Here is a 24,227-nt window from a genome sequence, read left to right as displayed (position 1 = left end):
GGGGCGGGGCCCCCGGGGCAGAGGCCGAGCCGTTTCTCGGGAATGCCCCACACGAGACGGGCCACAGATGCGAGCCCCGCCCGACGTACCCACGGTTCGCCCCGGAACCGCGTCGGCCTTCAGCCACGTACTCCCTTGAGAGCCATGGCCACCGCGGCCTCGGTGATCTCCTCCGGGTTTTCGGCGGCACCGAGTTCGATGCGCCGGACCGCGGCGTCGACGACACCCTGGAGCAGCATCGCGGCCAGGCGCGGCTGCGCGTGCCCGAGGGCCGCGAGCGCCTCGACGATCATGGCGATCAGCCCGCCGTGCGCCGCGCGGATCTTCTCCCGGGCCCCGGAGTCCAGTTCCCCGGCGGAGATGGCGACGACGGCGCGGTGGCGTCGGTCGCCGACCAGCGCCAGTTGCCGGCGCACATACGCCTCCACCTTTTCCTCGGGCGTCTCGGCGCTCTCCATCGCCGCCTCGACCTCCGCGGCCCATACGGGGAAGTCGACGGCACACAGTTCTTCGACGACCGCCGCGCGGGACCGGAAGTACTCGTATACGGACGAGCGCGCGAGCCCCGTGCGCTCGGCGAGGGCAGGGAAGGTCAGCGCCTCCGTGCCGCCCTCGGACAACAAGGTGCGAGCGGCGTCCAAGAGGGCGCCGCGCTGCATCGTCCGGTGCTCGGCCACCGAGGCCGCTCGAATCCTGGGCACGTCACCACTGTACGGATGGCGTCCTCGCCGTGGCACTCCGCATCGCGACACGGATCGGCGTCTGTGCGGTCAGCTGCGCTCGGCCTCGCCTCGGGCCAGGGCGATTCGCCCGCGAACCGCTGCCGGCCAGTGCCCCCGGCTGGACCTGCCAGCCTGTCGTCCCCCCACTTGGTCCAGATGGCGCGAGCCTGACCCGTCAGTCCAGGGGTGGTCCGCAATGGCCTGACACCCAGGACTTCCGGTTCGCCCGGCAACGTCTCGGCGAAGCCCACCCTCTGTCCTTCTCCGTCCCTGCCGTCGCTGGTTCGGGTCCTCGCCCGGGAGGACCCGCCGGCCCTCAACGTCCCACGTCTGCCAGCTTCGCCCGGAGCTGAAGTACGGACTTGGTGTGGATCTGGCTGACCCGGCTCTCGGTGACGCCGAGTACGTTGCCGATCTCGGCGAGGGTGAGGCCCTCGTAGTAGTAGAGGGTGACCACGGTCTTCTCGCGGTCGGGCAGGGTGTTGATGGCGCGCGCCAGCAGCCGCCGCAGTTCGCGGTCCTCGGCGATCTCGACGGGGTTCTCCGCGGCGGTGTCCTCCAGGGTGTCCATGAGGCTGAGGCGTTCGCCGCCCTCGCCGTTGACATGGAGGAGTTCTTCCAGCGCGACCACGTTCGCCAGGGACAGCTGGCTGAAGACGCCATGGAGCTCCTCCAGCGGGATGCCCATCTCGTCGGCGACCTCGGCCTCGGTCGGCGTGCGGCGCAGCTGTGCTTCGAGGGTGGCGTAGGCGCGTTCCACGGCCCGGGCCTTCTGGCGTACGGATCGCGGGATCCAGTCCAGGGCGCGCAGTTCGTCGATCATCGCGCCGCGGATGCGGGTGATGGCGTACGTCTCGAACTTGATGGAGCGTTCGGGCTCGAATTTCTCGATGGCGTCGATCAGCCCGAAGACTCCGGAGGAGACAAAGTCGGCCTGCTCGACGTTGGGCGGCAGTCCGACGCTGACGCGGCCCGCGACGTACTTGACCAGTGGCGAGTAGTGCAGGATCAGCTGTTCCCGCAGGCGTCCGTCGCCTGACGCCTTGTAGGAGCGCCACAGCTCGTCGAGCGAGGTGGGCGGGGCGGGGCGCACGCTGCCGCACGCGGCGGGTGGTACTGCCGCGCGGTCAGACCCGGAGGTGTGCTGGGGCATTCGTCGCCTTGAGCCGTTCTGCCGAGACGGGGGTGGGTGGGTGTATGAGGCTTGAACTGTCGTGAGCGTAGCGTGACCGATGCGTCGCGGTGCGCGAGGAAGTCGGGTTGGGCGTGCGCAGATACGTTCCGCGGCCCGCACCCCAGGGTTATTTCGCGCGACACGGCGGCACCCGGAAGGAGTGCCGGAAAGACGCCGGCCGGAGCGGCACATCTGGCGGGCGGTACGGACGGACGCGGTGCCGCGACGGGCGGGAACCCGCGCGTACGCTGCGCCTTGCCGTCGGCGCCCAACGGGTCGGCCACACCTGCCGAAGCACGGCAAATCTGGATTCTGCGGTCATTCCCCTCACCCTTTCACCCGTTCGCGCCAGGTCAAGTACCGCCTCGCCGGGAACCTTCGGTCGAGTTGGCGCGTCGCACCAACTCCCAGCGCTCACCGCACCTTTGAACGAATCCGAGGGACTGAAGCTCGAAGAGCTTGCCCTGGGCGAGGTCACGGGGCGTGCCCGAGTCCCGGGCCAGGCGGCCGGTATCCGCGCCACCGCGAGCGGGCAGGGCTTCGAGGACGCGGAGCGCGACCGGGTCCAGCAGATCGCGGGCAAACGTCGGGCCGCGACGCTCGGGCGCGAGGTCGCCGATGCTGCCGACGAGTTCGATGACCTCGTCCGCGTCGGTGACCACCGTCGCCTCGCCGCGCAGGAGTTGATGCACTCCGGCGGACAGTCCGCTGGTGACCGGGCCGGGCGTACCCATCGTGAAGCGGCCGAGGGCCAGGGCGCGCCGTGCCGTGACGAGTGAACCGCTGCGGAGTTCGGCCTCCACCACGACCGTGCCGCGGGTGAGGGCGGCGATGACGCGGTTGCGCTGGACGAAGCGGCTCCGGGTGGGGTGGTCGCCGGGCGGCAACTCGGCGACCACCAGGCCCTGTTCGGCGATCCGGTCGATCAACTCGGTGTGTCCGCGCGGATAGGGGTGGTCCACGCCGGAGGCGAGCACGGCGACGGTCGGGCCGTCGGCGGCGAGTGCGCCACGGTGGGCCGCGCCGTCGATGCCGTACGCGGCACCGGAGACGACCGTCCAGCCGCGGTCGACGAGCCCGGCGCCGAGGGTGGTGGCGAGGTGGGCGCCGTACTCGGTGCAGGCGCGCGCCCCGACGACGGCGACCGAGCGCAGCGCCCAGATCCGCAGGTTGGCTCTGCCCCGCACCCAGAGCCCGATGGGCCGGGCGTCACCGAGGTCGTCCAACTGACCGGGCCATTCCGCGTCGCCGGGGCAGAGGAAGCGGCCGCCGACCGCGGCGACGGCGGCGAGATCCACCGTGGGGCGGGCTCGGGCGGCGCGTAACCGGAGGCCCGCGATCTTGGCGGGGCTGGCACCGAGGGGCGGGGGTGCGTCGTCCTGGGAGAGCGCGTGCCAGAGGGCGACCGGGCCCATCTCGCGCAGCCAGCGGCCGGCGGTTTCGTCACCGGGTTCGAGAATGCGGGTGAGGGCGGCGCGGGCTGTTCGCTGCGGTTCGTAGGTTGCCTGCGCTGTCGATACCTGGTGCGGAGCGGGGTGCTTTCGGGCTGCGGCGGGAGGCGTGCTCGGCTGCCTGGTCTCCGCCTTCGGCTGCGCCCGATGCCCACTGTCGCGCCTCGGCCCGGCCCTCGCCTCCTGCCTCGGTGCGGGCTCCTCCCCGCTTGTGGCGAAGCCCCATTCGTCGAGGGTGTTCATCGCTCACGTCCGTTCTCTGCCGAGCGGACGAGGGCGCTCCACAGAAGCGAATCCGGCGACTGCAGGCGAGAATCCGGGGTCGCTTGGGGCCGCTCCCCCAGGGCTGTCTCCGCCGGGGTGCCCGCGCCTGCCGTTGGCGCCTCCGCGCGTTTCACCTCCGCCTTCCTCTCGGTATCGGCCTCCAGCCCTGTCTCCGCGCCCGGAAGTTCTTCCCGCTCGGCTTCCTGGCCCCCTCCGGCGCTCGCTTTCGGGCGCGCGCCGCCCCTCGGTCGTGGAGTCGACGTGGCGGAGGCAGGCGGCCGCAGTCCGGCCCCGGGCCTCGCTCCCGCATCCCGTCGCGCTCTCTTTGCCGCACCGGTCACCGTTCCTGTCGCCGCCGTTGCCGCTGTCGTTGTCGCCGTCGTCGGTGCCGCTGCAGTCACCGTCGTCGTCGCGCCGCGTCGTACCCCCGTGCGGAGTTCCAGGGCCCAGTTGACGTCTTCTTTCGTCGGGCGGTCGTGGCCGGCGAGGTCGGCTGCGGTCCAGGCGACGCGGAGGACGCGGTCGAGGCCACGGGCGGTCAGGAGGCCGCATTCGAGGTCGTGTTCGGCTTGGGCGAGTGCTCCGGGGTGTACTGGCCAGCGGGTGCGCAGTTCGTGGCCCGGCACCTCGCTGTTGGTGAGCCAGGGCGTGCCGTCGAAACGGGCTGCGGCGCGTTCGCGGGCGGTGTGGACGCGTTCGGCGACGGTGGCGCTGGATTCGGCGCCACGGCCGAACGCGATCAGTTCGGAGCGGGCGACCGGTTCCACGGCGATCCGGAGGTCGACGCGGTCCATCAGCGGTCCGGAGAGCCGGGCGCGGTAGCGGCGGATCGACGAGGGCCGGCATTCGCAGCCGCCGGCGGTGGTGCCGTGCCGTCCGCACGGACAGGGGTTGGCCGCCAGGGCGAGCAGGAAGCGTGCGGGCATCCGCAGCATGCCGCCGGCGCGGGCCACGACGATATGGCCGGATTCGAGTGGTTGGCGGAGTGCGTCCAGGACGCGCGGGCTGCATTCGGCGGCCTCGTCCAGGAACAGTACGCCGTGGTGGGCGAGCGAGACGGCTCCCGGATGGGGCAGGCCGGTTCCGCCTCCGACGAGGGAGGCCATGGTCGCCGAGTGATGCGGGGCGCAGTAGGGCGGGCGGTGCACCAGTGGCTGTCCGGGTGGGAGGGTACCGGCGACCGAGTGGACGGCCGTGACTTCCAGGGACTCCTTGGGAGTGAGGGGCGGGAGCAGCCCGGGGAGGCGTTCGGCGAGCATGGTTTTGCCTGCTCCCGGTGGGCCTTTGAAGAAGATGTGGTGGCGTCCGGCCGCGGCGACTTCCAGTGCGCGCCGGGCGTTGTGCTGGCCGGCGACGTCGGCGAGATCGGGAAGGTGGTCGCCCGGCGGCAGGCCCGGGGTGACGCCCGTGCCGGGCATCACGAGGCCGGCCAGCAGGGGGTCGGGGCGGCCTTCGGCGAGGGGGTTCTCCTCGTCGGGGACCGGTTCGTCCGCGAGGACGGCGATGAGCTGCCGCAGGCTGCGGATGCCGAGGACGGAGACGCCGGGGACGAGTGAGGCTTCGGCGACGGTCTGCTCCGGTACGACGACCTGGCGGTAGCCGGCGTCGGCGGCGGCGAGGACGGCGGGCAGCACGCCGCGGACGGGGCGGACGCGGCCGTCGAGGCCGAGTTCGCCGATCATCATCAGGTCGGTGAGCTCACGGGGATCGAGCCGTTCGGCGGCGCCGAGGACCGCGCAGGCCACGGCGAGGTCGAAGCCGCTGCCGCTCTTGGGGACGGATGCCGGGCTGAGGCCGACGGTGAGCTTCTTCTGCGGCCACTCGGCGCCGGAGTTCACGACAGCGGCCCGGACGCGGTCCCTGGACTCGACCAGGCTCTTGTCGGGCAGCCCGACGAGGGTGAAGGCGGCCACACCGGGCTCCAGGTCGGCCTGGACCTCGACGACGACTCCTTCGACGCCTACGAGGGCGACGGAGCAGGTGCGGGCGAACCCCATCACGCCACCCCTCGTACGTGCTCGACCACGGGGGCGCCACGGGCGGGCAGCAGGACACCGATGACATCGATGCGTACGCCGCCGGGTGGTGGGCCACCGTGCCGTTCCAGCCAGCGCTCGGCCAGCAGGCGCAGCCGGGCGGTCTTCTCGGGCCGCACGGCGGCCATGGGGTGTTCGTACCAGCCCGCGCGGCGGGTCTTGACCTCGCAGACGACCAGGGCGTCACCGTCGGCGGCGACGATGTCGATCTCTCCGTGGCGGCAGCGCCAGTTGCGGTCGAGGATCCGCATCCCGGCTTCGGTGAGCCGCCGGACAGCCAGGTCCTCGCCGTAGCGGCCGAGGGCGCCGCGGGAGGTCGTCGGCGGGGCCGGTGGCGTCGCCGTCGTTCGCGTCGTCCCCGTCCTTCGGGCCGCCTTCGCCGTCCCCGCTGTTCGCGACGCCGGAGGCCGCTCCCTCGGTCCCGATCCCCCGCTCCCCGCCCCTGGCTCGCCGGGGCGGCGTGGGGCTGCCGGAGCGCCGTTCCTCGGCGTGGTGTGCTGTCCCGTGCGCGCTGCTTCCGCGGTGTCGGCCTGTCGGCCGGTCTGTGTGGCGTTCATGCGGTACCACCTCCGGCACCGACTGTGACGCCTCCGCGCAGATCTATTGGATCTTGGTGGATAACCGCCCGACTGTGGATAACTCCGTCATCCGACAGAGCGACGGACAAGCATGCCGCCGACCGGGCAGTTGTCGTCGGCCGGCCGCCCGCACCGCCGGCGCCCGAAGGCGGACGACAAAGCGAACGACCTCAGCCCACAGCCCTCAGCCGCCATCCACCCGGCCATCACCCGCCGGCCGACAGTCCCCCAGCCGACCGGCGCAACATCGCAGCTCCCCCGGAAGTCTCAGCTCCCCGGAAGATCCAGATCGCTCTTGTTCAGCTCCTCGATGTTCACATCCTTGAATGTGAGCACCCGCACCTGCTTGACGAACCTGGCCGGGCGATACATGTCCCAGACCCAGGCGTCGGCCATCGAGACCTCGAAGAACACTTCACCCTGGACCGAGTGCACCTGCATCTCGTAGTCGTTGGTGAGGTAGAAGCGACGCTCGGTTTCGATCACGTATTTGAACAGCCCGACGACGTCTCGGTACTCCCGGTAGAGCTTCAGCTCCATCTCGGTCTCGTACTTTTCGAGGTCCTCGGCGCTCATGGCAGATCCCCTTCAGCCGTGCGTCCCCCTATTGTGCGTCAGGCCCTTTCGGTCTCCAGGAGCACCGGCGCACTCGGGGGCCCTTCGTCGAGCAGCGTGCGCAGCAGCTCGGCGAGTCTGGTCGGATACACCGTCTCATGCGACGCCGACAGTTCCTCCGAGGTCCACCACTTCAGTCCGGAGACGCTGCGGCGTTCCAGGTCCGTGTGGCCGGCGGTGTCGGTGGCGGTCCGGTCGGTGCGTGCCAGGTAGTACCACTCGTCCTGCTCCCAGCGTCTCCCGTCGAAGGGAAAGGCGCAGCGGCGCTTCCACAGGAGCGGGCCGAGAGCGACGCCGGTGATCCCGGTCTCCTCGGCGAGTTCCCGGAGGGCCGCCTCCGCACGGGTCTCGCCGCCCTCCAGGCCGCCGCCGGGGGTGAACCACCAGGTCTCGGCCGGACGGTCCGGTTCGAAGCCGTGGAGCAGCAGAATGCGGTCCTCGGGGTCGAGCAGTACCACCCGGGAAACCTGGCGCACGGCCCCGCCCCCGGGCTCGTCGGCTCCCTCAGCCCGATAAGCGATGTCAGCCCCATCAGCGATGTCAGCCTCAACGACCTCAGCAGTCGCAGCGGCCTCACCACCAGCGAGCGCCTCGCCGCACACCTCCGGCCCCTGCCGCCTCTCCGGCTCCCCCGCAGACTCACCCACGCCCACGTCCGCGTCCCTTCCTCCGCGCGATCGGCCCGTATGCCGCACCACCAAGGATGAGCACAGCGCCGGCGGCGACGGCGAGGACGATGGGCCGGAGCGGGCCCGGCTGGGAGGTGCCGCCGGGGAGCGCGGCGAAGCTCTCGGGGCGCTGGAGCATGCCGACGCTGCCGAGCGGCCAGGCGCGGGCGTCGACCCGTGCGGCGACGGCGCTGCGCGGCACCGAGCCGTTGTCGCCGTCGGTGAGGTGGACCCGGGAGTCGAGCGAGTCGTTGCGGTGATCGCCGAGGAAGAAGAGCTGGCCATTGGGGACGACGGCCTTGAAGCCGATGGGCGAGGCGGGGCCGGCGGTCCGGAGATACGGCTCCTCGACGGGGGTTCCGTTGACGGTCAGCAGGCCCTGCTTGGTGCAGCAGGCGACCCGGTCTCCACCGACGCCGACGACCCGCTTGACCATCGGCAGGTCGCCCCAGGTGGTGTCCTTGAAGACGACGATGTCGCCGCGGCGTATCTCGGAGCCGCTCACCTTCTCGGCGAGGACCCGGGCGCCCGCGGCGATGGTGGGCGACATGGAGTCGGTGGGCACGGTGTACGGGCGGTAGAGCAGCGCCCCCCAGACGAAGCCGCCGAGGAAGAGCACACAGCCGACGGCCACGGCCAGACCGGACAGCACACTGCCCGTGGTCCGGCCGCGGCCGTCCGTCGTACGTTCCGTACCGCTCATCCCAGTGCTCCCGCCCCGCGGGCCGGGCCCGCGTCGAAGATCCGGGACGGCACCTTACCCGTGGTTACGCACCGCGGTCAGCCTCCGGCGACGCCAGATCACGATCGGGACCGCGCCGGCCAGGCCCATCGCGGCGGGCGCCGCGGCCATCGCCTTGTTGATCCCGGGCTGGTCGAAGGTGTCCGGCACGGGGAGGGTCGACCAGCGGTTGATGGGCCAGGCGATGGTGAAGGCGCGGCCGACGACCTCGTCCTCGGAGACCGTGCCGTTGCCCTTGAGGTTCTGGTGGTACCGAGAGTCGAGGGAGTCGTCGCGGTGGTCGCCCATCACCCAGATCCGGCCCTGGGGGACCTTGATCGGGCCGAAGGGGCGGTCGCCGCACGGGGTGGCGCCGGGGTAGATGTAGGAGTCTTCCTTGAGCGCCTTGCCGTTGACCTTGACCGGGCCGGTGCCCTGGCACTCGACGGTGTCGCCGCCGACCGCGATGACCCGCTTGATCAGGTCCTTCTCCTCGGCCGAGGGCATCAGGCCGATGAAGCTGAGCACCTTCTGGACGGGGTTGGGCTGCGGAGTGGGGGTTTCGTTGAGCCAGCCGCCCGGGTCGTGGAAGACGACGACCTCGCCGCGCTGCGGTTTGGAGCCGAACCACGGCGTCAGCTTGTCGACCAGCACCCGGTCCCCGCGCTGGAGGGTGTCCTGCATGGAGTCCGACGGGATGGAGAACGCCTGCACCAGGAACGTCTTGATCAGCAGCGCGAGGAGCAGGGCGATGCCGATGAGGATCGGCAGTTCCTTCCAGAAGGCACGCGGCTTCTTGCCTTTGGTCACGCTGCCGGTCGCCTCCTCGTCGGCCGCTGCGTCGTCCGACTGCTTCGATGTCTCGGTGTGCGGCAGGGCCGCTGCGGACCCGCCTGACTGTGCGTGTGGCCGATGTGCGGAACTCGCCGCCTGCCGCGCGGACTCACCGCGTCCTGCGGGCTCTTCGGGCTCTTCGGTTCCGGACCGCGCGCCGACCGCCAAGTCCCCCACATCTGCTCCTCACTCCGCGCTCTCGCCTGCCCGTCAACCGGCGCAGGCCCACCACTCCCATAACGAGCGGGAGTTCCGCAGGGGTCGGGAGTACGGCCAAACTCTCGGATGACACCCTATGCGTTCCCACCGCGGCCGATGCCTTGGCACCCGGCGCGTCGTGCACGGTGGCGAAGGTGTCGGGCTCCTCCAGGAAGCGCCAGTGGCTGAACGGCCAGGCGATGACGACGGCCCGGCCCACGACGTTGTCCACGGACACCGTGCCGTCGTAGGGCTCTTCCAGGTGGTAGCGGGAGTCCGCCGAGTCGGAGCGGTGGTCGCCCATCACGAAGATCCGCCCGGTGGGGACGTTCACCGTGAACTTCAGCTGGGACGGCGGGTTTCCGGGGTGTACGTAGGGCTCGGTGAGCGGCGTGCCGTTCACGGTGACCCGGCCCTTGGTGTCGCAGCAGCGGACGGTGTCGCCGCCGACCGCGACCACGCGCTTGATCAGGTCCTGTTCGTCGGCGGACGGCAGCAGCCCGATGAAGGTCAGGAAGTCGTTGACCGGGCCGGGGCTGCCGGTGGACTGCTTCTGCTCGCCCTTGAGCCAGCCGCCGGGGTCCTTGAAGACGACGACGTCGCCGCGGTGCGGCGTGGCGCCGAACCACGGGGTGAGCTTGTCGACCAGCACCCGGTCGCCGATCTTGATGGTCTGCTCCATGGAGCCGGACGGGATGACGAACGCCTGCACCAGGAAGGTCTTCAGAACCAGCGCGATGGCCAGCGCCACACCGATCAGGATCGGGATTTCCTTGAGGTAGGAGCGGCGTCTGCGGCGCTTGATGCGCTTGGCCTGGCGGCGGCGCTCGGCCCGCCCGCCGGTCCCCCGGCCGCCGGTCGCGCCGTCGGCCTCCCCCGTCCCGCCGGTGCCCCCGCGCGTGCCGCTCTCGGGGGTCTCGCGCCCGTGGCGGGGGCGCCCGCGGTTACCCATGGGGGCCTGCCGGTGCCGGTATACGGGCCAGGGCCCCCGGGCTGTCGAGGGAGCCCCAGCGGCCGACCGGCCAGGTGATCAGGCCGGCGCGGCCGATGACCTTGTCGACGGGAACGGTGCCGCCGCCGGGCTCGCCGAGGTGGTCGCGGGAGTCGCTGGACCGGGAGCGGTGGTCGCCCATGACCCACAGCCGGCCCGGCGGCACCACGATGTCGAAGGGGACGTCGGAGGGCGCGTCCCCGGGATGGAGGTACCCCTCGGTCACCGGCTCACCGTTCACGTCGATCCGCCCCCGTTTGTCGCAGCAGGTCACATGGTCCCCGCCGACGCCGATGACGCGCTTGACGTAGTCGGTGTCGTCGGACCGGGCCAGGCCCAGTGCCGCGCCTGCCTTGCGCAGCAGTCCCGTCACGGGATTCTCCTCCTGCTCCCTGTGAACGAACGATCCGGTGCCGTCGAAGACGACGACGTCGCCGCGCTGCGGGGTGGCACCGAAGCGGTAGGCGAGCTTGTTCACCAGGACCCGGTCGCCGACCCGCAGGGTGTTCTCCATGGAGGTGCTGGGGATCAGGAACGGCTGCGCCACGAAGGTGCTGAGCAGGAACAGGAAGGTCAGGCACAGCGCGAGGAGGGTGACCGGCCGGTACCGCAGGCGCGCCACCCGGGTCCGGAAACGCGCGGAGCGCGACCGCGACTCCGGCCCCTGGTCGGGGTCCGGAGCGGGGTCGCGCTCCGTGAGCTGTGCGTCGGTGTCCATGGGGCCCAGAGCCTATCCGGCCGGGCCCGGACGCCGGTCGCGAGCGTGGCCTCGCGGTGCACCGGGGCGGCTTGCCGCCGCCCGGTGCGGCGCGGCTCAGCTCTCGCGCTTCTCCTTGATCTTGGCGGCCTTGCCGCGCAGCTCACGGAGGTAGTACAGCTTGGCGCGGCGGACGTCACCGCGGGTGACGACCTCGATCTTCTCGACGATCGGGGTGTGCACGGGGAAGGTGCGCTCGACGCCGACCGAGAAGCTGACCTTGCGGACCGTGAAGGTCTCGCGCACGCCGGCGCCCTGGCGGCGGATGACAACGCCCTTGAACTGCTGCACGCGGGAGCGGTTGCCCTCGATGACGCGGACGTGGACGTTGACGGTGTCACCCGGGCGGAAGGCCGGGATGTCGCTGCGCAGTGCGGCGGAGTCGACGGAGTCGAGAAGGTTCATGACCTGCTGCTTTCTTCGCTGATGCCACAGGTCATCAGCGGAATCATTACCGAAAGGATTGAGGCGCTGCCGGGCCACCGGGCGGGCGTCGTTCCCCCTGTGGCAGGGGCGCACGCCGGGCGCGGACAGCAGCGGCTCATTCTTCCACGGACCGACTCGTCCGCCCAAATCGGCCGTCCTCACCGGGGGCCCATCCCAGGATGGAAAGGATTTCCCGGTCCTTCTTGTCGAAGGCGGCGGGGTCGGCGCGCTCGATCAGGTCGGGGCGGTTGCGGTCGGTGCGCTGGAACGCCTGGTCGCGGCGCCAGCGGGCGATCTTGCCGTGGTGGCCGCTGAGCAGCACCTCGGGGATGGTGCGGCCGCGCCACTCCGGGGGCTTGGTGTAGACGGGGCCTTCCAGGAGGTCGGCCATCGCCCCGGGGGCGAAGGAGTCGTCCTGGTGGGAGGCGGCGTTGCCGAGGACGCCGGGCAGCAGCCGGGCGATGGCCTCGACCATGACGAGGACCGGGGCCTCGCCACCGGCCAGGACGTAGTCGCCGATGGAGACCTCGCGGACGTCCAGGCGGTCGCCGTACTCCTCGATGACGCGGCGGTCGATGCCCTCGTAGCGGGCCGGGGTGAAGACCAGCCAGGGCTTGGCGGAGAGCTCCACGGCGAGCTGCTGGGTGAACGGGACGCCGCTGGGGGTGGGGACGACGAGGACGGGGGCGCCCTCGCCGGACGCCAGGACGTCGTCGAGCGCCGCGCCCCACGGCTCGGGCTTCATGACCATGCCGGGGCCGCCGCCGTAGGGGGTGTCGTCGACGGTGTGGTGCTTGTCGTGGGTCCACTGCCGCAGGTCGTGGATGCGCACGTCGAGCTGTCCGCGGGCGCGGGCCTTGCCGACCAGTGAGACGTTCAGCGGTTCGAGGTACTCGGGGAAGATCGTGACGACGTCGAGCCGCATCAGCTGTCCTCGCGGCCGGAGGCGATCTCGGCCTGGGTCTCGTCGAGGAGTCCCGGCGGCGGGTCGATGATCGCGCGCTGCTCCTCGAGGTCGATCTCGGGGACGATCTCGGCGACGAACGGGATCATGACCTCGCCGCCCTCGGGGCGGGCGACGATCAGCAGGTCCTGGTAGGGCAGGTGGGAGACCTCGGTGATCCGGCCGACGGCGGTGCCGTCGCGGGTGACGACGTCGAGGTCGATCAGCTGGTGGTCGTAGAACTCCTCGGGGTCCTCGGGGAGTTCCTCGGGGTCGACCTCGGCGATCAGCAGGGTGTTGCGCAGTGCCTCGGCGGCGGTCCGGTCCGTGACGCCCTCGAAGCGCAGCAGCAGCCGGCCGCTGTGGACCCGGCCGGCGGCGATGGTCAGCGGCCCGACGGCGGACGGGTCGGTGGCGAGCACGGCGCCCGGGCCGAGCCGGAGCTCCGGTTCGTCGGTGCGCACCTCGACGGTGACCTCGCCCTTGATGCCGTGGGCGCGGCCGATCCGGGCCACTACCAGCTGCACTTGTACGCCTCTCTGCGGCTGAGCCGCCGCCGCTCTCGCGGAGGTGGCTGGGGAACGTCGTGGTTCCTCAATTGATGGTGACGGTGATGGATCAGACGGGACGGCGACCGGGGAGCCGACGGGTGTAGCCGTGGTTCCACGGTCACATACGGATCGGGCCGGGGACGACCCGAAGGCCCTCCCCGGCCCGAGCCGGTGTTCAACTTGGATCAGCGAACTTGGTCGACGTCGACGAGGTCGACGCGGATGCCCCGGCCGCCGATGGCGCCCACGACGGTCCGCAGCGCGCGGGCGGTACGGCCGTTGCGGCCGATCACCTTGCCGAGGTCGTCGGGGTGGACCCGGACCTCCAGCACGCGCCCGCGGCGCAGGGTGCGCGAGGCTACCTGCACGTCGTCGGGGTTGTCGACGATGCCCTTGACGAGGTGCTCAAGGGCCTCCTCAAGCACGCTCAGTCCTCGGTGGACTCGGAGGTGGACTCGGCCGCGGCCTCGTCCGCCTTCTTGTCGGCCTTCTTCGCCTTCGGGGTGATGGCCTCACCCTTCGGCTCGTCACCGGAAGCCTTGGCGGCGGCCTCGAAGAGGGCGCGCTTGTCGGCCTTCGGCTCGGCGACCTTCATCGGCGCCGGGGCGGGCAGGCCCTTGAACTTCTGCCAGTCACCGGTGACCTTGAGGATGGCCAGCACGGGCTCGGTCGGCTGGGCGCCGACGCTCAGCCAGTACTGCGCGCGCTCCGAGTCGACCTCGATGCGGGAGGGGTTCTGCACCGGGTGGTACAGGCCGATCTCCTCGATGGCGCGGCCGTCCCGGCGGGTGCGGGAGTCGGCGACGACGATGCGGTAGTGAGGCGAGCGGATCTTGCCCAGACGCTTCAGCTTGATCTTGACTGCCACTGGAGTGGTGTCTCCTGGTCTTGACGTGGTGGGGCACAACGAGATGCCACGTGGGGTTGCGGTACTCGGGGCCCCGATGGACGCGTCAGCCGGAGGAGAGAGGGGTCCTGTGCGACTGTCGAGTACAGCTGGCAATTGTGCCACACGCCCGAGGGTCAGCCGACCGCGGCCACCTCGGGGATCCGGAAGGGCTTGCCGCAGCCGCCGCAGACGATCGGCGCCTGCGCCAGGACGGACGGGACGACGCGGACGTTGCGCCCGCAGTCGCAAACGGCCTTGACGCGGACGCCGCCCCCGGAGGAGCCGTGCCGGGCGGCCGGCCCGCGGAAGCTGCGGGCGGTGTCGGTGGTGGTGGCGGCGCTGTGGGCCTTGAGGGCTCTGGTGAGCCGCTCGATGGTGGGCCGGTAGCGCCGTCTCGCCTCGGGGTTGAGCGTGACCAGTGAGAAGCCGCTGCTGGGGTGCGGCTCGTCGGTGTGGTCCAGGCCCAGCTCCTCGGCGATCGCCAGGAACCGGCGGTTGTGGTAGCGGCCTGCCCGGGAGGTGTCGCGGATGCCGCGGGCGGCGGCGATGCCGTGGACTGCCTCGTGGAGCAGCCGTTCGAAGGAGAGCTCGGCGCCACAGGCGGACGAGGACTCTCCGATCAGGGACTCGGGCGCGGCCAGGTCCGGCAGCTCGGGGTGGTGCCGTTGAATGTCGGCCCACGCGAGCGCCAGCTCGGCGGCGAGAACAGGCGGTGTCGTGCTCACGTCGTGACAACGAGCCGGAGTCGCCCGGTGTTCCGATTCCGGGGCATCTCAAATAATTTGCACGTACCGGTCAGTTTCTGGGCATGGGGCGCGGCACGTATGCGGTGCGCCGATCTGCGGCGAAGGTGCCCCTGGACCGCAAGCCGGTACGTAGGGCGCGTACCCCCGCGTACGCCACATGGCGTAAGACCTCCGCACGTCGGGGCGCCGGCCGTCGGCGACGTTACCGTCGGTACGAACCGCCGTGGGCAGCGGCCCCGCCCTTCCACCGTAGGGCAGCCGGAGCGGGACCCGTTCGGGGGGCTCCGGCGGCGGCCGGCGGCGCGCGGTGCCGCTGCCGTGGCGGGACCGCACTCCCCGGGGCACCCTGGAACGGCGCTGCGGGAGCGCGGCGGCCGGCGCACACAGGGGCGCGCGGGAGCCAAACCCCGGCGCACCCTCTGGACGGCCGGTCGGATGCGCAGTTGTCTGGATCGCGGGGGCGCACAACGCACGGAAACACGGGGGCGGACGGTACTGATCAGCTTCGGGTTCTCGGCGAATAGGGGCGCTATCGATGTCACCCACGCTCGTGCGGCACCAGATTCCGAACACCGCGTCCGTCCACCCTGACGGCCCGGCCCCGACGGCCGGCACCCGCGCCCGCGACTGGGCGGAGATCCAGGAGCGGATGCTGGTCCCCCTCTACGAGGCGGCGTACGACCGGCTGGGCATCGGGCCCGGCACCCGGCTGCTCGGGCTGGGCTGCGGCTCCGGGCTGGCGCTGCTGCTCGCGGCGGCACGCGGGGCGCAGGTCAGCGGGGTGGACGCGGACGAGAGCCGGCTGGAGCTGGCCCGCGAGCGGCTCACCCCGGACGGGATGCCGGAGGTCACCCGGCTGGTGAGCGGCGGGCTGGCGGACGCGGCGCCGGAGGACGCGGGGTTCACCGTGATCACGGCGTTCCACCCGGTGGGCTGCGGCGGTACCGAGGAGCTGACCGGTGCGCTGACGGCCGCGACCGCGCTGGCCGAGCGGGGCAGTGCGGTGGTGCTGGGCGGCTGGGGCCCGGTGGAGCGGTGCGCGGCGGCCGGCGTGCTGCGGGTGGCGCAGCGGCTGGTCGCCCCGGCGAAGCGCCTGGGCGCGGGCTGGCGGCCGGCCGGCCGGGACGATCTGGAGGAGCTGGCGGCCCGTGCGGGGCTGCGGCCCGACGGTTCGGGGCGGGTGGCCTGCCCGTTCGGGTACGCGGATCTGGCGAGCGCGGTGCGCGGGATGCTGTCGACCGGACTGTTCGAGGGGGCGCTGGAGGTGGCCGGGCCACGGCAGGTGGAGAAGGAGCTGGCCGAGGCGCTCCATCCGTTCCAGCGGCCGGACGGGACGGTCTGGATGGCGAACGTCTTCCGGTATCTGATCGCGCGCACCCCTTAGCCGGAGCACCGTCCCGCCGGCCGGAGCGTCGCCCCGCGCGCCTACGGGCGAGCCCCCGGCCACGCAAGAGGTGGCCGGGGGCTCGCGTACGGTGCCGGGCGGGCGCCGGTTTTTAGTTCATGAACTTCTTGAACTCGTCGGGGAGTTCGAAGTTCTGCGGGTCCTGGCCGTCCTGCGGCAGACCGAAGGCGCTGCCGGCCCCGGCCTCGCGGCGCGCCGCCGCGGCCTCCTCCTCGGCCTTGCGCTTCATCGGGTTGCCGCTCTTGCGCTTGCCCTTGGCCTGCTTGATCTGCTTCTTCTTCCGGGCGCCGCCGCCCCCCATCCCGGGGATGCCGGGCATACCGGGCATACCGCCGCCCTGCGCCATCCGGGACATCATCTTGCGGGCCTCGAAGAACCGCTCGACGAGGCCCTTGACGGTGCTGACGTCGACACCGGAACCCCGGGCGATACGGGCCCGGCGCGAGCCGTTGATGATCGTCGGGTCCTGGCGCTCGGCCGGGGTCATCGACTTGATGATGGCGGCCGTGCGGTCGACCTCGCGCTCGTCGAGGTTGTTGATCTGCTCCTTCATCTGCGCCATGCCGGGCAGCATGCCGAGGAGCTTGGAGATCGAGCCCATCTTCCGGACCTGCTCCATCTGGGCCAGGAAGTCGTCGAGCGTGAACTCCTTGGGGCCCTTCGCCAGCTTGGCCGCCATCTTCTCGGCCTCTTGCTGGCTGAAGGTCTGCTCAGCCTTCTCGATGAGCGAGAGCATGTCGCCCATGCCGAGGATGCGGGACGCCATGCGGTCCGGGTGGAACGCGTCGAAGTCGTCCAGCTTCTCGCCGTTGGAGGCGAACATGATCTGCTTGCCGGTGACGTGCGCGATGGAGAGCGCGGCACCACCGCGGGCGTCGCCGTCCAGCTTGGAGAGCACCACGCCGTCGAAGCCGACGCCGTCGCGGAACGCCTCGGCGGTGTTGACCGCGTCCTGGCCGATCATCGCGTCGACGACGAAGAGGACCTCGTCCGGGGAGACCGCGTCGCGGATGTCGGCGGCCTGCTGCATCATCTCGGCGTCGATGCCGAGGCGGCCGGCGGTGTCGACGACGACGATGTCGTACTGCTTGGAGCGGGCGTACTCGATGGAGTCCTTGGCGACCTGGACCGGGTCGCCGACGCCGTTGCCGGGCTCGGGGCCGTAGAAGGCGACGCCGGCGCGCTCGGAGACGACCTGGAGCTGGTTGACAGCGTTGGGGCGCTGGAGGTCGCAGGCGACCAGCAGCGGCGAGTGGCCCTGGGCCTTGAGCCAGCGGCCGAGCTTTCCGGCGAGGGTGGTCTTACCGGCACCCTGGAGGCCGGCGAGCATGATCACCGTCGGGGGCTGCTTGGCGAAGCGGAGGCGGCGGGTCTCGCCACCGAGGATGCCGATGAGCTCCTCGTTGACGATCTTGATGACCTGCTGCGCGGGGTTCAGGGCCTGGGAGACCTCGGCGCCGAGGCCGCGCTCCTTGACCTGCTTGATGAAGGAGCGGACGACCGGCAGGGCGACGTCCGCTTCCAGCAGGGCGATCCGGATCTCCCGCGCGGTGGCGTCGATGTCCGCCTCGCTCAGGCGGCCCTTGCCCCGGAGGTTTTTGAAAGTACTCGCCAAGCGGTCGGAAAGCGTATCGAACACGGCGGTCGTCGATCCTCGGGGTCGGGGGCGTGGGTCCGGTCGGGTTCTAGGGTATCCGGCCCCGCAAGCGAACCGGTCCTTGGCCGGGGGGGGGGAGCGGGATCTGCGGAGGGGGCGTGGGGGTGGGGTGGCGGGCCCCGTAGGGAGGGGGCGAACGGATCCCGTAGGGGGCGGGGGCGCCCCTTGCGGGCCACAACGCCGGGGGACGGAGGGTGTTCCCGCGGCCGCCGTCAGGCGTTCGCGGAGGGCGAGGCGGTCGGGGCAGACGGGGCGGTCGGGGTGGTTTCCGGGGTCGGGGCGGGCGGGATCTGGAGGGCGTCCTCCACTGTGCGGGCGACCTTGTGGGCCTCCGGGTCGGGGAGCGGTTGCCCGTCGGGGTCGGTGACGTAGAAGGCGTCCACGGCGTTGGCGCCCAGGGTGCTGATGTGGGCGCTGCGCACGGCGACGCCGGCCGCGTCCAGGGCCCGGCCGATCCGGTGCAGCAGTCCGTGCGCGTCCTGGGCGCGGACCTCGATGACGGTGGCGGTGCGGGAGCTGCCGGCGGCGACGGTGACGCGCGGCGGCGGGGCCGCGGCGGCGCGGGCGCGGCGGGCGTAGGCGCGCTCGCGTTCGGCGAGGCGGCCGGGGACGTCCAGGGAGCCGTCCAGGGCGCGGACGAGGTCGGCGCGGAGCCGGCCGGCCTCGGGCAGTGAGCCGTACTCGGCGGCCACCCGCCAGCTCAGCAGCAGCACCGGGCCGTGGCCGAGCGGGTCGAGGGTGCGCAGGTCGGCGGCGCGGACGGTGAGCCGGTGCACGGCCAGCACGCCGGCCGCGGCGGGCAGGACACCGGGCTGGTCGGGGACGGCGATGAGGAGTTCCACGCCGACCGGTTCGGGGTCGGTGTCCGTCGCGGCGCCGGTCGGTTCGATGGGCTCGGCGGTGTCCGGCGGGCCGGTCTCGGGGCGGGGGCGCAGGGTCAGGACGGGGCCGCCGGTGCGTCCGGCCTCGACGGCCAGGCGCTCCTGTTCGGCGGTGGGGGCGTCGGTGCCGCGCGCCTCCGGCGCCGGCTCCCCGGCCAGCCGGTCGGCGACGCGCTGGACGAGGGCGGCGACGAGGCCGGCGCGCCAGGAGCTCCAGGCGGCCGGCCCGGTGGCGAGCGCGTCGGCCTCGGTGAGGGCGTGCAGGAGTTCCAGGGTGCCCGTGCTGCCGACGGCGTCGGCCACCGCGCCGACGGTCTCCGGGTCGTCCAGGTCGCGCCGGGTGGCGGTCTCGACGAGCAGGAGGTGGTGCCGGACGAGGGCGGCGATCACCGCGGTGTCGCCGGGGCCGAAGCCGAGCCGGGCGGCGACGTCGCGGGCGATGGTCTCGCCGGCCACCGCGTGGTCGCCGGGCCAGCCCTTGCCGATGTCGTGCAGCAGGGCGGCTACCAGCAGCAGGTCGGGCCGGTGCACCCGGCGGGTCAGCGCGGCGGCGCGGACCGCGGTCTCGACCAGGTGGCGGTCCACGGTCCAGGTGTGGACGGGGTTGCGCTGGGGGCGGCAGCGGACGCGTTCCCAGTCGGGCAGCAGGCGGGCGAGTACGCCCTCGGCCTCCAGGGCCTCCCATACGGGCACGGTGGGCGCGCCGGCGCCGAGGAGGGTGACCAGCTGCTCGCGGGCCTCGGCGGGCCAGGGCGCCGGGAGCGGCGCGGCGGCGGCGCAGCGGCGGATGGCGTGGGTGGCCAGCGGCAGTCCGGCCTGGGCGGCGGCGGCCGCGGCGCGCAGCAGCAGGACGGGGTCCCGTTCGGGGCGGGCGGTGCGGGCCAGCACCGCCTCGCCGTCGAGTTCGACGACGCCGTCGGCGAGCGGGGAGCGTTCGCCGCGGCCGGCGGTGCGGCCGGGCAGCAGCCCGCGCAGCACGGGTTTGACGGACCGGGCGCGCAGCACCCGGCCGACCTCGCGCCAGGTGACGTCGGCGGCGTAGGCGATGGTGCGGGCGGATTCGTAGGTCCGGCGGAGCAGGGTGTCGGCGTCGAGCAGGCCGAGGGCGCCGGCGACCTGGTCCTGCTCCTGGAGGGAGAGCCGGTCGGTGGCGCGCCCGGTGGTGAGGTGGAGGGCGTCCCGGGTGTCCAGGAGCCGGGTGCGGGCGGCCTCCAGTCCACCGCGGGGGGCGTCGGCGAGCCAGGAGGCGGCGATGGCGCGCAGCGCGGTGGCGTCCCGCAGGCCGCCGCGGGCCTCCTTGAGGTCGGGTTCGAGGAGGTACTGGAGTTCGCCCTGGCGGGCGGCGCGCTCCTGGCAGAGTTCGCGGAGTTCCGGCAGCCGCCGGGGGGCGCTCGCGCGCCAGTCGGCGTAGGCGGCGGTGCGGACCGCCGCGGTCAGTTCGGGGTCGCCGGCGAGGTGGCGGGCGTCGAGCAAGCCGAGCTGCACCTTGAGGTCGTCGCGGGCGGCGCGGCGGGCCTCGGCGGGGGTGCGGACGGCGTGGTCGAGGTCCAGGCCGAGGTCCCAGACGGGGTACCAGAGGCGGTCGGCGAGGGCGGCGAGGTGGCCGGTGGTGGCGCGGCCGTCGTGCAGCAGGAGCAGGTCGAGGTCGCTGCGCGGGGAGAGTTCGCCGCGGCCGTAGCCGCCGACGGCGACCAGTGCGGTGCCGGGGGTGCCGGGGCCGGCGGCCCGGGCCAGCAGGGCGGCGAGCCAGTCGTCGGTGAGGCGGGCGAGGGCGGCGCGGCGGTCGGGGCCGGTGGCGGTGTCCTGCTGGAGGAGCCGCAGCCGGGCGGCGGGGTAGCCGCCGGGCGCGTCCCCCGTTGGGGCCGCGGGGGACGCGGTGTGGTCGGCGCTGTCGGTCAACTCGGGCTCTCCTCCGTCGTGTTGGTCCCCGCGGCGCTCCCGCCGTCGCCCGCCGCCCCCGGCCGGCGGCTCACAGTGCGTCGGGTCCGCGCTCCCCGGTGCGCACCCGTACGGCTTCGTCGACGGGGACGCTCCACACCTTCCCGTCGCCGATCTTGCCGGTGCGGGCGGCCTTGACGACCACCTCCACCAGTTCCTCGGCGTCGGCGTCCTCGACGAGCACCTCGATCCGGATCTTGGGGACGAGGTCGACGGTGTACTCGGCGCCCCGGTACACCTCGGTGTGCCCGCGCTGCCGTCCGTAGCCGCTGGCCTCGGTGACGGTGAGGCCGTGCACGCCGAACTCCCGCAGGGCGTCCTTCACCTCGTCGAGTCGGTGCGGCTTGATTACCGCCGTGATGAGCTTCACGCGTCCACCTTCCTGGTCAGGGTCTCGCCGAGTGCCGTGGTCCTGCGGGCCGCCGTGCCGCCGCCCGCGCCGGCGAAGTCGTACGCGGTCTCGGCGTGTGCGGCCTGGTCGACGCCGCTGATCTCCTCGTCCTCGCCGACCCGGAAGCCCATCACCAGGTCGATGGCCTTGGCAAGGACGTAGGAGACGACGAAGGAGTACAGCAGGACGCACACCACGCCGACGGCCTGTTTGCCGAGCTGGCCGAAGCCGCCCCCGTAGAAGAGGCCCTTGGCGTCGCTCTGTACGCCGCCGGTGGCGAACAGCCCGATCAGCAGCGAGCCGACGATGCCGCCGACGAGGTGGACGCCGACGACGTCCAGGGAGTCGTCGTAGCCGAACCGGTACTTGAGGCCGACGGCCATGGCGCACAGCACGCCGGCGATCACGCCGACCGCGATGGCGCCGAGCGGGCTGACCGCGCCGCAGGCGGGGGTGATGGCGACGAGTCCGGCGACCGCGCCGGAGGCGGCGCCGAGGGTGGTGAACGAGCCGTGCCGGAGCTTCTCGTAGGCGAGCCAGCCGAGCATCGCGGCGGCGGTGGCGACCTGGGTGTTGACGAAGGCGACCGCGGCGACGCCGTCGTCGTTGTTGAGCCAGGAGCCGGCGTTGAAGCCGAACCAGCCGAACCACAGCAGGCCGGCGCCGAGCATCACCAGCGGCAGGCTGTGCGGCCGCATCGGGTCCTTCTTGAAGCCGATGCGCCTGCCGACGACGAGGATCACGGCGAGCGCGGCGGCACCGGCGTTGATGTGGACGGCGGTGCCGCCGGCGAAGTCGATCACGCCGAGCTTGAAGAGCCAGCCGCCGTCGGCCCACACCCAGTGGGCAACGGGGAAGTAGACGACGGTCACCCACAGCGCGGCGAACAGCGCCCAGGCGGTGAACTTCACCCGGTCGGCGAGGGCGCCGCTGATCAGCGCGGGGGTGATCACCGCGAACATCAGCTGGAAGACGGCGAAGACGTAGACGGGGATGGTGGTGGTGCCCCAGAGCTGGGTGAGGCCGATGTGGCCGAAACCCGCGAAGTCGTCGTTCCAGCCGATGACGCCGCCGGTGTCGTTGCCGAAGGCGAGCCCGAAGCCGTAGAGCACCCACAGGACGGTGACGATGCCCAGGCTGATGAAGCTCATCATCAGCATGTTCAGGACGCTCTTGACCCGGACCATGCCGCCGTAGAAGAAGGCCAGGCCGGGGGTCATCAGCATCACCAGGGCCGAGCAGATGAGCATGAACCCGGTGTTGGCGGGGCTGAGCGTGGCTTTCTCCGCGAGGCCGTCTGCGAGCGTAAGGATGCCTGGGGGCATCGGCGTCTCCTCGTCGTCGATGCGGCCCGTGCGGGTGTGGGGTGGGCCGGCTTCGCGATGAGGGTGTCGCGGCGCCGTTTCGGCCAAACCTTGCGGGTGTTTCACCGGGGTGACGAAGTGGGCCTGCGTGTTACGCCCCGGTGAACTCCGAGGCCGCCGGCGGGCGGTCCGTCAGCCCGCGGCGGCGGTCTCCGGGAGCTGGCGGGAGAGCTCGTCGCCGAGCCGGATCACCTCGGCGACGGTGCCGAACTCCCGGACCGCGGTGTCCACCGTTTTGCGCAGCCGGGTGTTGACCCGTTCGGAGCGGACCTGGCGGGCGAACGGTATCGCCTGCTGGGCCATCGCGGCGCACGCCTCGGGCTCCTTCTGGAGCAGGTGGACGGTGGCCATGCCGATGAGGTTGAGCGCGTAGGAGCGCTGGTGCTCGGGGTCCTTGGCGAAGAGTTCGACGGCGCGCTGCATGACCGGTTCCGCGAGCGAGGCGTAGGTGGGGCTGCGGCCGGCCACATAGGCGAGGTCGCGGTAGGAGTGGGCGTTCTCGGCGTTGAGCTCGGCCTCGGAGAAGAAGCGGATCCAGTCCGGATCGGCCTCGCCGGGGGTGATGTCGGAGAAGGTGTCCTCGGCCATCCGGACCGCGCGCTTGACCTTGCTGGGCTGGCCCATGCCGGCGTAGGCGCGGGCCTCCATCGCATACAGCATGGCCTGGGTGCGGGGGGTGGCGGTCTCCCGGCTGCCGTACTGGGCGAGGTGGATCAGCTCCAGCGCGTCGTCGGGCCGACCGAGGTGGATCATCTGCCGGCTCATGCTGGAGAGGACGTACGAGCCCAGGGGGCGGTCGCCGGCCTCCTTGGCGGCGTGCAGCGCGAGCACGAAGTACTTCTGGGCGGTCGGCTGGAGGCCGATGTCGTAGCTCATCCAGCCGGCGAGTTCGGCGAGTTCGGCGGCGACCTTGAACAGCCGCCGGGCGACCTGCGGCGCCTGGGGTTCCTGGAGGAGGTCGGTGACCTCGTGGAGCTGGCCGACCACCGCCTTGCGGCGCAGGCCGCCGCCGCACTGGGCGTCCCACTGCCGGAACATCGCGGTGGTGGCCTCCAGCAGCTCCAGCTCGGGGCGGGAGAGGCGGGCCGGGCGGCGGGCCCGCTCGGGCTGGGCGGGGGCCTCGCCCGGGGCGGCGGGCACCGGCACCAGCCAGCGCTGCATCGGCTCGATGAGGGTGGGGCCGGCGGCCAGTGCGAGGGAGGTCCCGAGGAAGCCGCGGCGGGCCAGCATCAGGTCGCTGCGGGTGAACTCGCTGATGAGGTCGACGGTTTGGGGCCCGGCCCACGGGAGGTCCACGCCGGAGACGGACGGGGACCGGTGCGCCGGGCGCAGTCCCAGCTCCTCGACGCCGACCACGCAGCCGAAGCGTTCGGAGAAGAGTTCGGAGAGGATCCGCGGGATGGGCTCGCGGGGCTGCTCGCCGTCCAGCCAGCGGCGCACCCGGGAGGTGTCGGTGCTGATGTGGTGGGCGCCCATCTGGCGCGCCCGGCGGTTGACCTGCCGTGCCAGCTCGCCCTTGGACCAGCCGCTGCGCATGAACCACGAGCCCAACTGCGCGTTGGGACGTTTGACGGCGTCGGTGCCGTCCGTGCTGGTGGAGCCGGCGGTGCCGTCCGTGCCGCCCACAGGGATGCCCCCCTTCCGATAGCGCTTCGCCGCGAACCCCCCACAGGATGCCGCCTGTTGCGGCGTCCGTTCCGCGGTACATCTACCCGACCGCGGATTCCGGCCACACCTCGGCCGCGGCCTTCGCACGACTTGCCACGGGCATACCCGTGCGAAGGATGCCCCTTCGGGATCGTGCACCGAAAGTAATCCTACGATCACGCCCGCCGGGAGGTCGATTGCGGAAACGCCACCATTCGCCACCCCTTCGACAGAACTCCCCGGTGGCCTCTCGCGATTGACTTGACACAGGTCGTGCGGGGCTGGGCGGAACGGAGCACACCAGGGCGTGCGCGCCGCACCGCACCACCCGGCGCACGACGGCACACCACCGGCATCGCGACCCGCCGACGGAGCGTGAA

23 protein-coding genes are annotated in these 24,227 nt (G+C 72.4%); 1 reads left to right on the top strand and 22 read right to left on the bottom strand.

The genetic code is table 11. The annotated features are described in order from the left end of the window. Positions 1-119: 119 nt before the first annotated feature. The 17 genes from B073_RS0126930 to B073_RS0126850 form a co-directional block, all read right to left on the bottom strand. Positions 120-659: a TetR/AcrR family transcriptional regulator gene (locus B073_RS0126930; protein ID WP_037812860.1), complete on the bottom strand. Its 540-nt coding sequence runs from the start codon at positions 657-659 to the stop codon at positions 120-122. A gap of 379 nt (positions 660-1,038) precedes the next feature. Next, positions 1,039-1,875 carry an RNA polymerase sigma factor WhiG gene (gene whiG / locus B073_RS0126925; protein WP_026247762.1) on the bottom strand — a complete coding sequence of 279 codons (837 nt, stop codon included), beginning with the start codon at positions 1,873-1,875 and terminating at the stop codon, positions 1,039-1,041. 374 nt (positions 1,876-2,249) lie between these two features. Continuing rightward, on the bottom strand, positions 2,250-3,590 hold the full coding sequence (gene dprA / locus B073_RS0126920; protein WP_202487870.1) for a DNA-processing protein DprA: 1,341 nt from the start codon (positions 3,588-3,590) through the stop codon (positions 2,250-2,252). After that, entirely contained in the window at positions 3,587-5,608 is a 2,022-nt protein-coding gene (locus tag B073_RS41255) for an ATP-binding protein (RefSeq protein ID WP_018541191.1), read from the bottom strand. The genes dprA and B073_RS41255 overlap by 4 nt, the downstream gene beginning before the upstream one ends. Beyond that, entirely contained in the window at positions 5,608-5,928 is a 321-nt protein-coding gene (locus B073_RS0126910) for a YraN family protein (RefSeq protein ID WP_026247761.1), read from the bottom strand. Before B073_RS0126910 ends, B073_RS41255 begins: the two co-directional genes overlap by 1 nt. Before the next feature lie 564 nt (positions 5,929-6,492). Then, positions 6,493-6,801: a DUF2469 domain-containing protein gene (locus B073_RS0126905; RefSeq protein WP_003980220.1), complete on the bottom strand. Its 309-nt coding sequence runs from the start codon at positions 6,799-6,801 to the stop codon at positions 6,493-6,495. Positions 6,802-6,839: 38 nt separating this feature from the next. Then, positions 6,840-7,316: an NUDIX hydrolase gene (locus B073_RS0126900; protein WP_324608805.1), complete on the bottom strand. Its 477-nt coding sequence runs from the start codon at positions 7,314-7,316 to the stop codon at positions 6,840-6,842. Between the two features lie 163 nt (positions 7,317-7,479). Further along, a complete protein-coding gene (gene lepB, locus B073_RS0126895; RefSeq protein WP_018541188.1) occupies positions 7,480-8,211 on the bottom strand; it encodes a signal peptidase I in 732 nt (243 codons plus the stop codon). Positions 8,212-8,265: 54 nt separating this feature from the next. Further along, entirely contained in the window at positions 8,266-9,240 is a 975-nt protein-coding gene (gene lepB, locus B073_RS0126890) for a signal peptidase I (protein WP_018541187.1), read from the bottom strand. Next, entirely contained in the window at positions 9,173-10,213 is a 1,041-nt protein-coding gene (lepB, locus tag B073_RS0126885) for a signal peptidase I (RefSeq protein ID WP_018541186.1), read from the bottom strand. The genes lepB (B073_RS0126890) and lepB (B073_RS0126885) overlap by 68 nt, the downstream gene beginning before the upstream one ends. Continuing rightward, positions 10,206-10,970, bottom strand: a complete 765-nt coding sequence (lepB, locus tag B073_RS0126880; protein ID WP_018541185.1) for a signal peptidase I — start codon at positions 10,968-10,970, stop codon at positions 10,206-10,208. The genes lepB (B073_RS0126885) and lepB (B073_RS0126880) overlap by 8 nt, the downstream gene beginning before the upstream one ends. Before the next feature lie 96 nt (positions 10,971-11,066). Further along, positions 11,067-11,414: a 50S ribosomal protein L19 gene (rplS, locus tag B073_RS0126875; RefSeq protein WP_018541184.1), complete on the bottom strand. Its 348-nt coding sequence runs from the start codon at positions 11,412-11,414 to the stop codon at positions 11,067-11,069. Between the two features lie 136 nt (positions 11,415-11,550). Then, a complete protein-coding gene (trmD, locus tag B073_RS0126870) occupies positions 11,551-12,360 on the bottom strand; it encodes a tRNA (guanosine(37)-N1)-methyltransferase TrmD (protein WP_018541183.1) in 810 nt (269 codons plus the stop codon). Further along, positions 12,360-12,905 carry a ribosome maturation factor RimM gene (rimM, locus tag B073_RS0126865; RefSeq protein ID WP_018541182.1) on the bottom strand — a complete coding sequence of 182 codons (546 nt, stop codon included), beginning with the start codon at positions 12,903-12,905 and terminating at the stop codon, positions 12,360-12,362. Before rimM ends, trmD begins: the two co-directional genes overlap by 1 nt. A 209-nt stretch (positions 12,906-13,114) precedes the next feature. Then, positions 13,115-13,354, bottom strand: coding sequence for an RNA-binding protein (locus B073_RS0126860; RefSeq protein ID WP_003980229.1), 240 nt, complete (start codon positions 13,352-13,354; stop codon positions 13,115-13,117). Between the two features lie 2 nt (positions 13,355-13,356). Beyond that, a complete protein-coding gene (gene rpsP, locus B073_RS0126855; RefSeq protein ID WP_018541181.1) occupies positions 13,357-13,797 on the bottom strand; it encodes a 30S ribosomal protein S16 in 441 nt (146 codons plus the stop codon). 155 nt (positions 13,798-13,952) lie between these two features. After that, positions 13,953-14,543 (bottom strand): hypothetical protein, encoded by a 591-nt coding sequence (locus B073_RS0126850; protein ID WP_018541180.1) that lies wholly within the window; start codon positions 14,541-14,543, stop codon positions 13,953-13,955. A gap of 556 nt (positions 14,544-15,099) precedes the next feature. On the opposite strand from B073_RS0126850, the gene B073_RS0126845 reads away from it, so the two are divergent. After that, entirely contained in the window at positions 15,100-15,948 is an 849-nt protein-coding gene (locus tag B073_RS0126845) for a methyltransferase domain-containing protein (protein ID WP_018541179.1), read from the top strand. Positions 15,949-16,060: 112 nt separating this feature from the next. Here B073_RS0126845 and ffh read toward each other — a convergent pair whose 3' ends face one another. The 5 genes from ffh to B073_RS0126820 form a co-directional block, all read right to left on the bottom strand. After that, the gene (ffh, locus tag B073_RS0126840; protein WP_018541178.1) at positions 16,061-17,608 is read right to left on the bottom strand and encodes a signal recognition particle protein; all 1,548 of its coding nucleotides are present in this window, start codon (positions 17,606-17,608) and stop codon (positions 16,061-16,063) included. A gap of 230 nt (positions 17,609-17,838) precedes the next feature. Continuing rightward, positions 17,839-20,406 carry a [protein-PII] uridylyltransferase gene (locus B073_RS0126835; protein WP_018541177.1) on the bottom strand — a complete coding sequence of 856 codons (2,568 nt, stop codon included), beginning with the start codon at positions 20,404-20,406 and terminating at the stop codon, positions 17,839-17,841. Positions 20,407-20,476: 70 nt separating this feature from the next. After that, a complete protein-coding gene (locus B073_RS0126830) occupies positions 20,477-20,815 on the bottom strand; it encodes a P-II family nitrogen regulator (protein WP_018541176.1) in 339 nt (112 codons plus the stop codon). After that, positions 20,812-22,161: an ammonium transporter gene (locus B073_RS0126825; RefSeq protein ID WP_018541175.1), complete on the bottom strand. Its 1,350-nt coding sequence runs from the start codon at positions 22,159-22,161 to the stop codon at positions 20,812-20,814. Before B073_RS0126825 ends, B073_RS0126830 begins: the two co-directional genes overlap by 4 nt. A gap of 171 nt (positions 22,162-22,332) precedes the next feature. After that, the gene (locus tag B073_RS0126820) at positions 22,333-23,826 is read right to left on the bottom strand and encodes a hypothetical protein (RefSeq protein WP_018541174.1); all 1,494 of its coding nucleotides are present in this window, start codon (positions 23,824-23,826) and stop codon (positions 22,333-22,335) included. Positions 23,827-24,227 lie beyond the last annotated feature (401 nt).

This window comes from Streptomyces sp. MspMP-M5, assembly GCF_000373585.1.
GTDB lineage: Bacteria > Actinomycetota > Actinomycetes > Streptomycetales > Streptomycetaceae > Streptomyces.
Note: the sequence above shows the minus strand (reverse complement) of the source record. Positions and strands in the feature narration are given on the sequence as shown.

What these genes read in the sequence shown, in the direction of transcription:
- whiG (WP_026247762.1), bottom strand. Translation starts at nt 1,875, where the DNA reads ATGCCCCAGCACACCTCCGGGTCTGACCGCGCGGCAGTACCACCCGCC.
- rplS (WP_018541184.1), bottom strand. Translation starts at nt 11,414, where the DNA reads ATGAACCTTCTCGACTCCGTCGACTCCGCCGCACTGCGCAGCGACATC.
- B073_RS0126825 (WP_018541175.1), bottom strand. Translation starts at nt 22,161, where the DNA reads ATGCCCCCAGGCATCCTTACGCTCGCAGACGGCCTCGCGGAGAAAGCC.
- B073_RS0126930 (WP_037812860.1), bottom strand. Translation starts at nt 659, where the DNA reads ATGCAGCGCGGCGCCCTCTTGGACGCCGCTCGCACCTTGTTGTCCGAG.
- B073_RS0126905 (WP_003980220.1), bottom strand. Translation starts at nt 6,801, where the DNA reads ATGAGCGCCGAGGACCTCGAAAAGTACGAGACCGAGATGGAGCTGAAG.
- lepB (WP_018541186.1), bottom strand. Translation starts at nt 10,213, where the DNA reads ATGGGTAACCGCGGGCGCCCCCGCCACGGGCGCGAGACCCCCGAGAGC.
- lepB (WP_018541185.1), bottom strand. Translation starts at nt 10,970, where the DNA reads ATGGACACCGACGCACAGCTCACGGAGCGCGACCCCGCTCCGGACCCC.
- dprA (WP_202487870.1), bottom strand. Translation starts at nt 3,590, where the DNA reads ATGAACACCCTCGACGAATGGGGCTTCGCCACAAGCGGGGAGGAGCCC.
- trmD (WP_018541183.1), bottom strand. Translation starts at nt 12,360, where the DNA reads ATGCGGCTCGACGTCGTCACGATCTTCCCCGAGTACCTCGAACCGCTG.
- lepB (WP_018541188.1), bottom strand. Translation starts at nt 8,211, where the DNA reads ATGAGCGGTACGGAACGTACGACGGACGGCCGCGGCCGGACCACGGGC.
- B073_RS0126845 (WP_018541179.1), top strand. Translation starts at nt 15,100, where the DNA reads ATGTCACCCACGCTCGTGCGGCACCAGATTCCGAACACCGCGTCCGTC.
- B073_RS41255 (WP_018541191.1), bottom strand. Translation starts at nt 5,608, where the DNA reads ATGGGGTTCGCCCGCACCTGCTCCGTCGCCCTCGTAGGCGTCGAAGGA.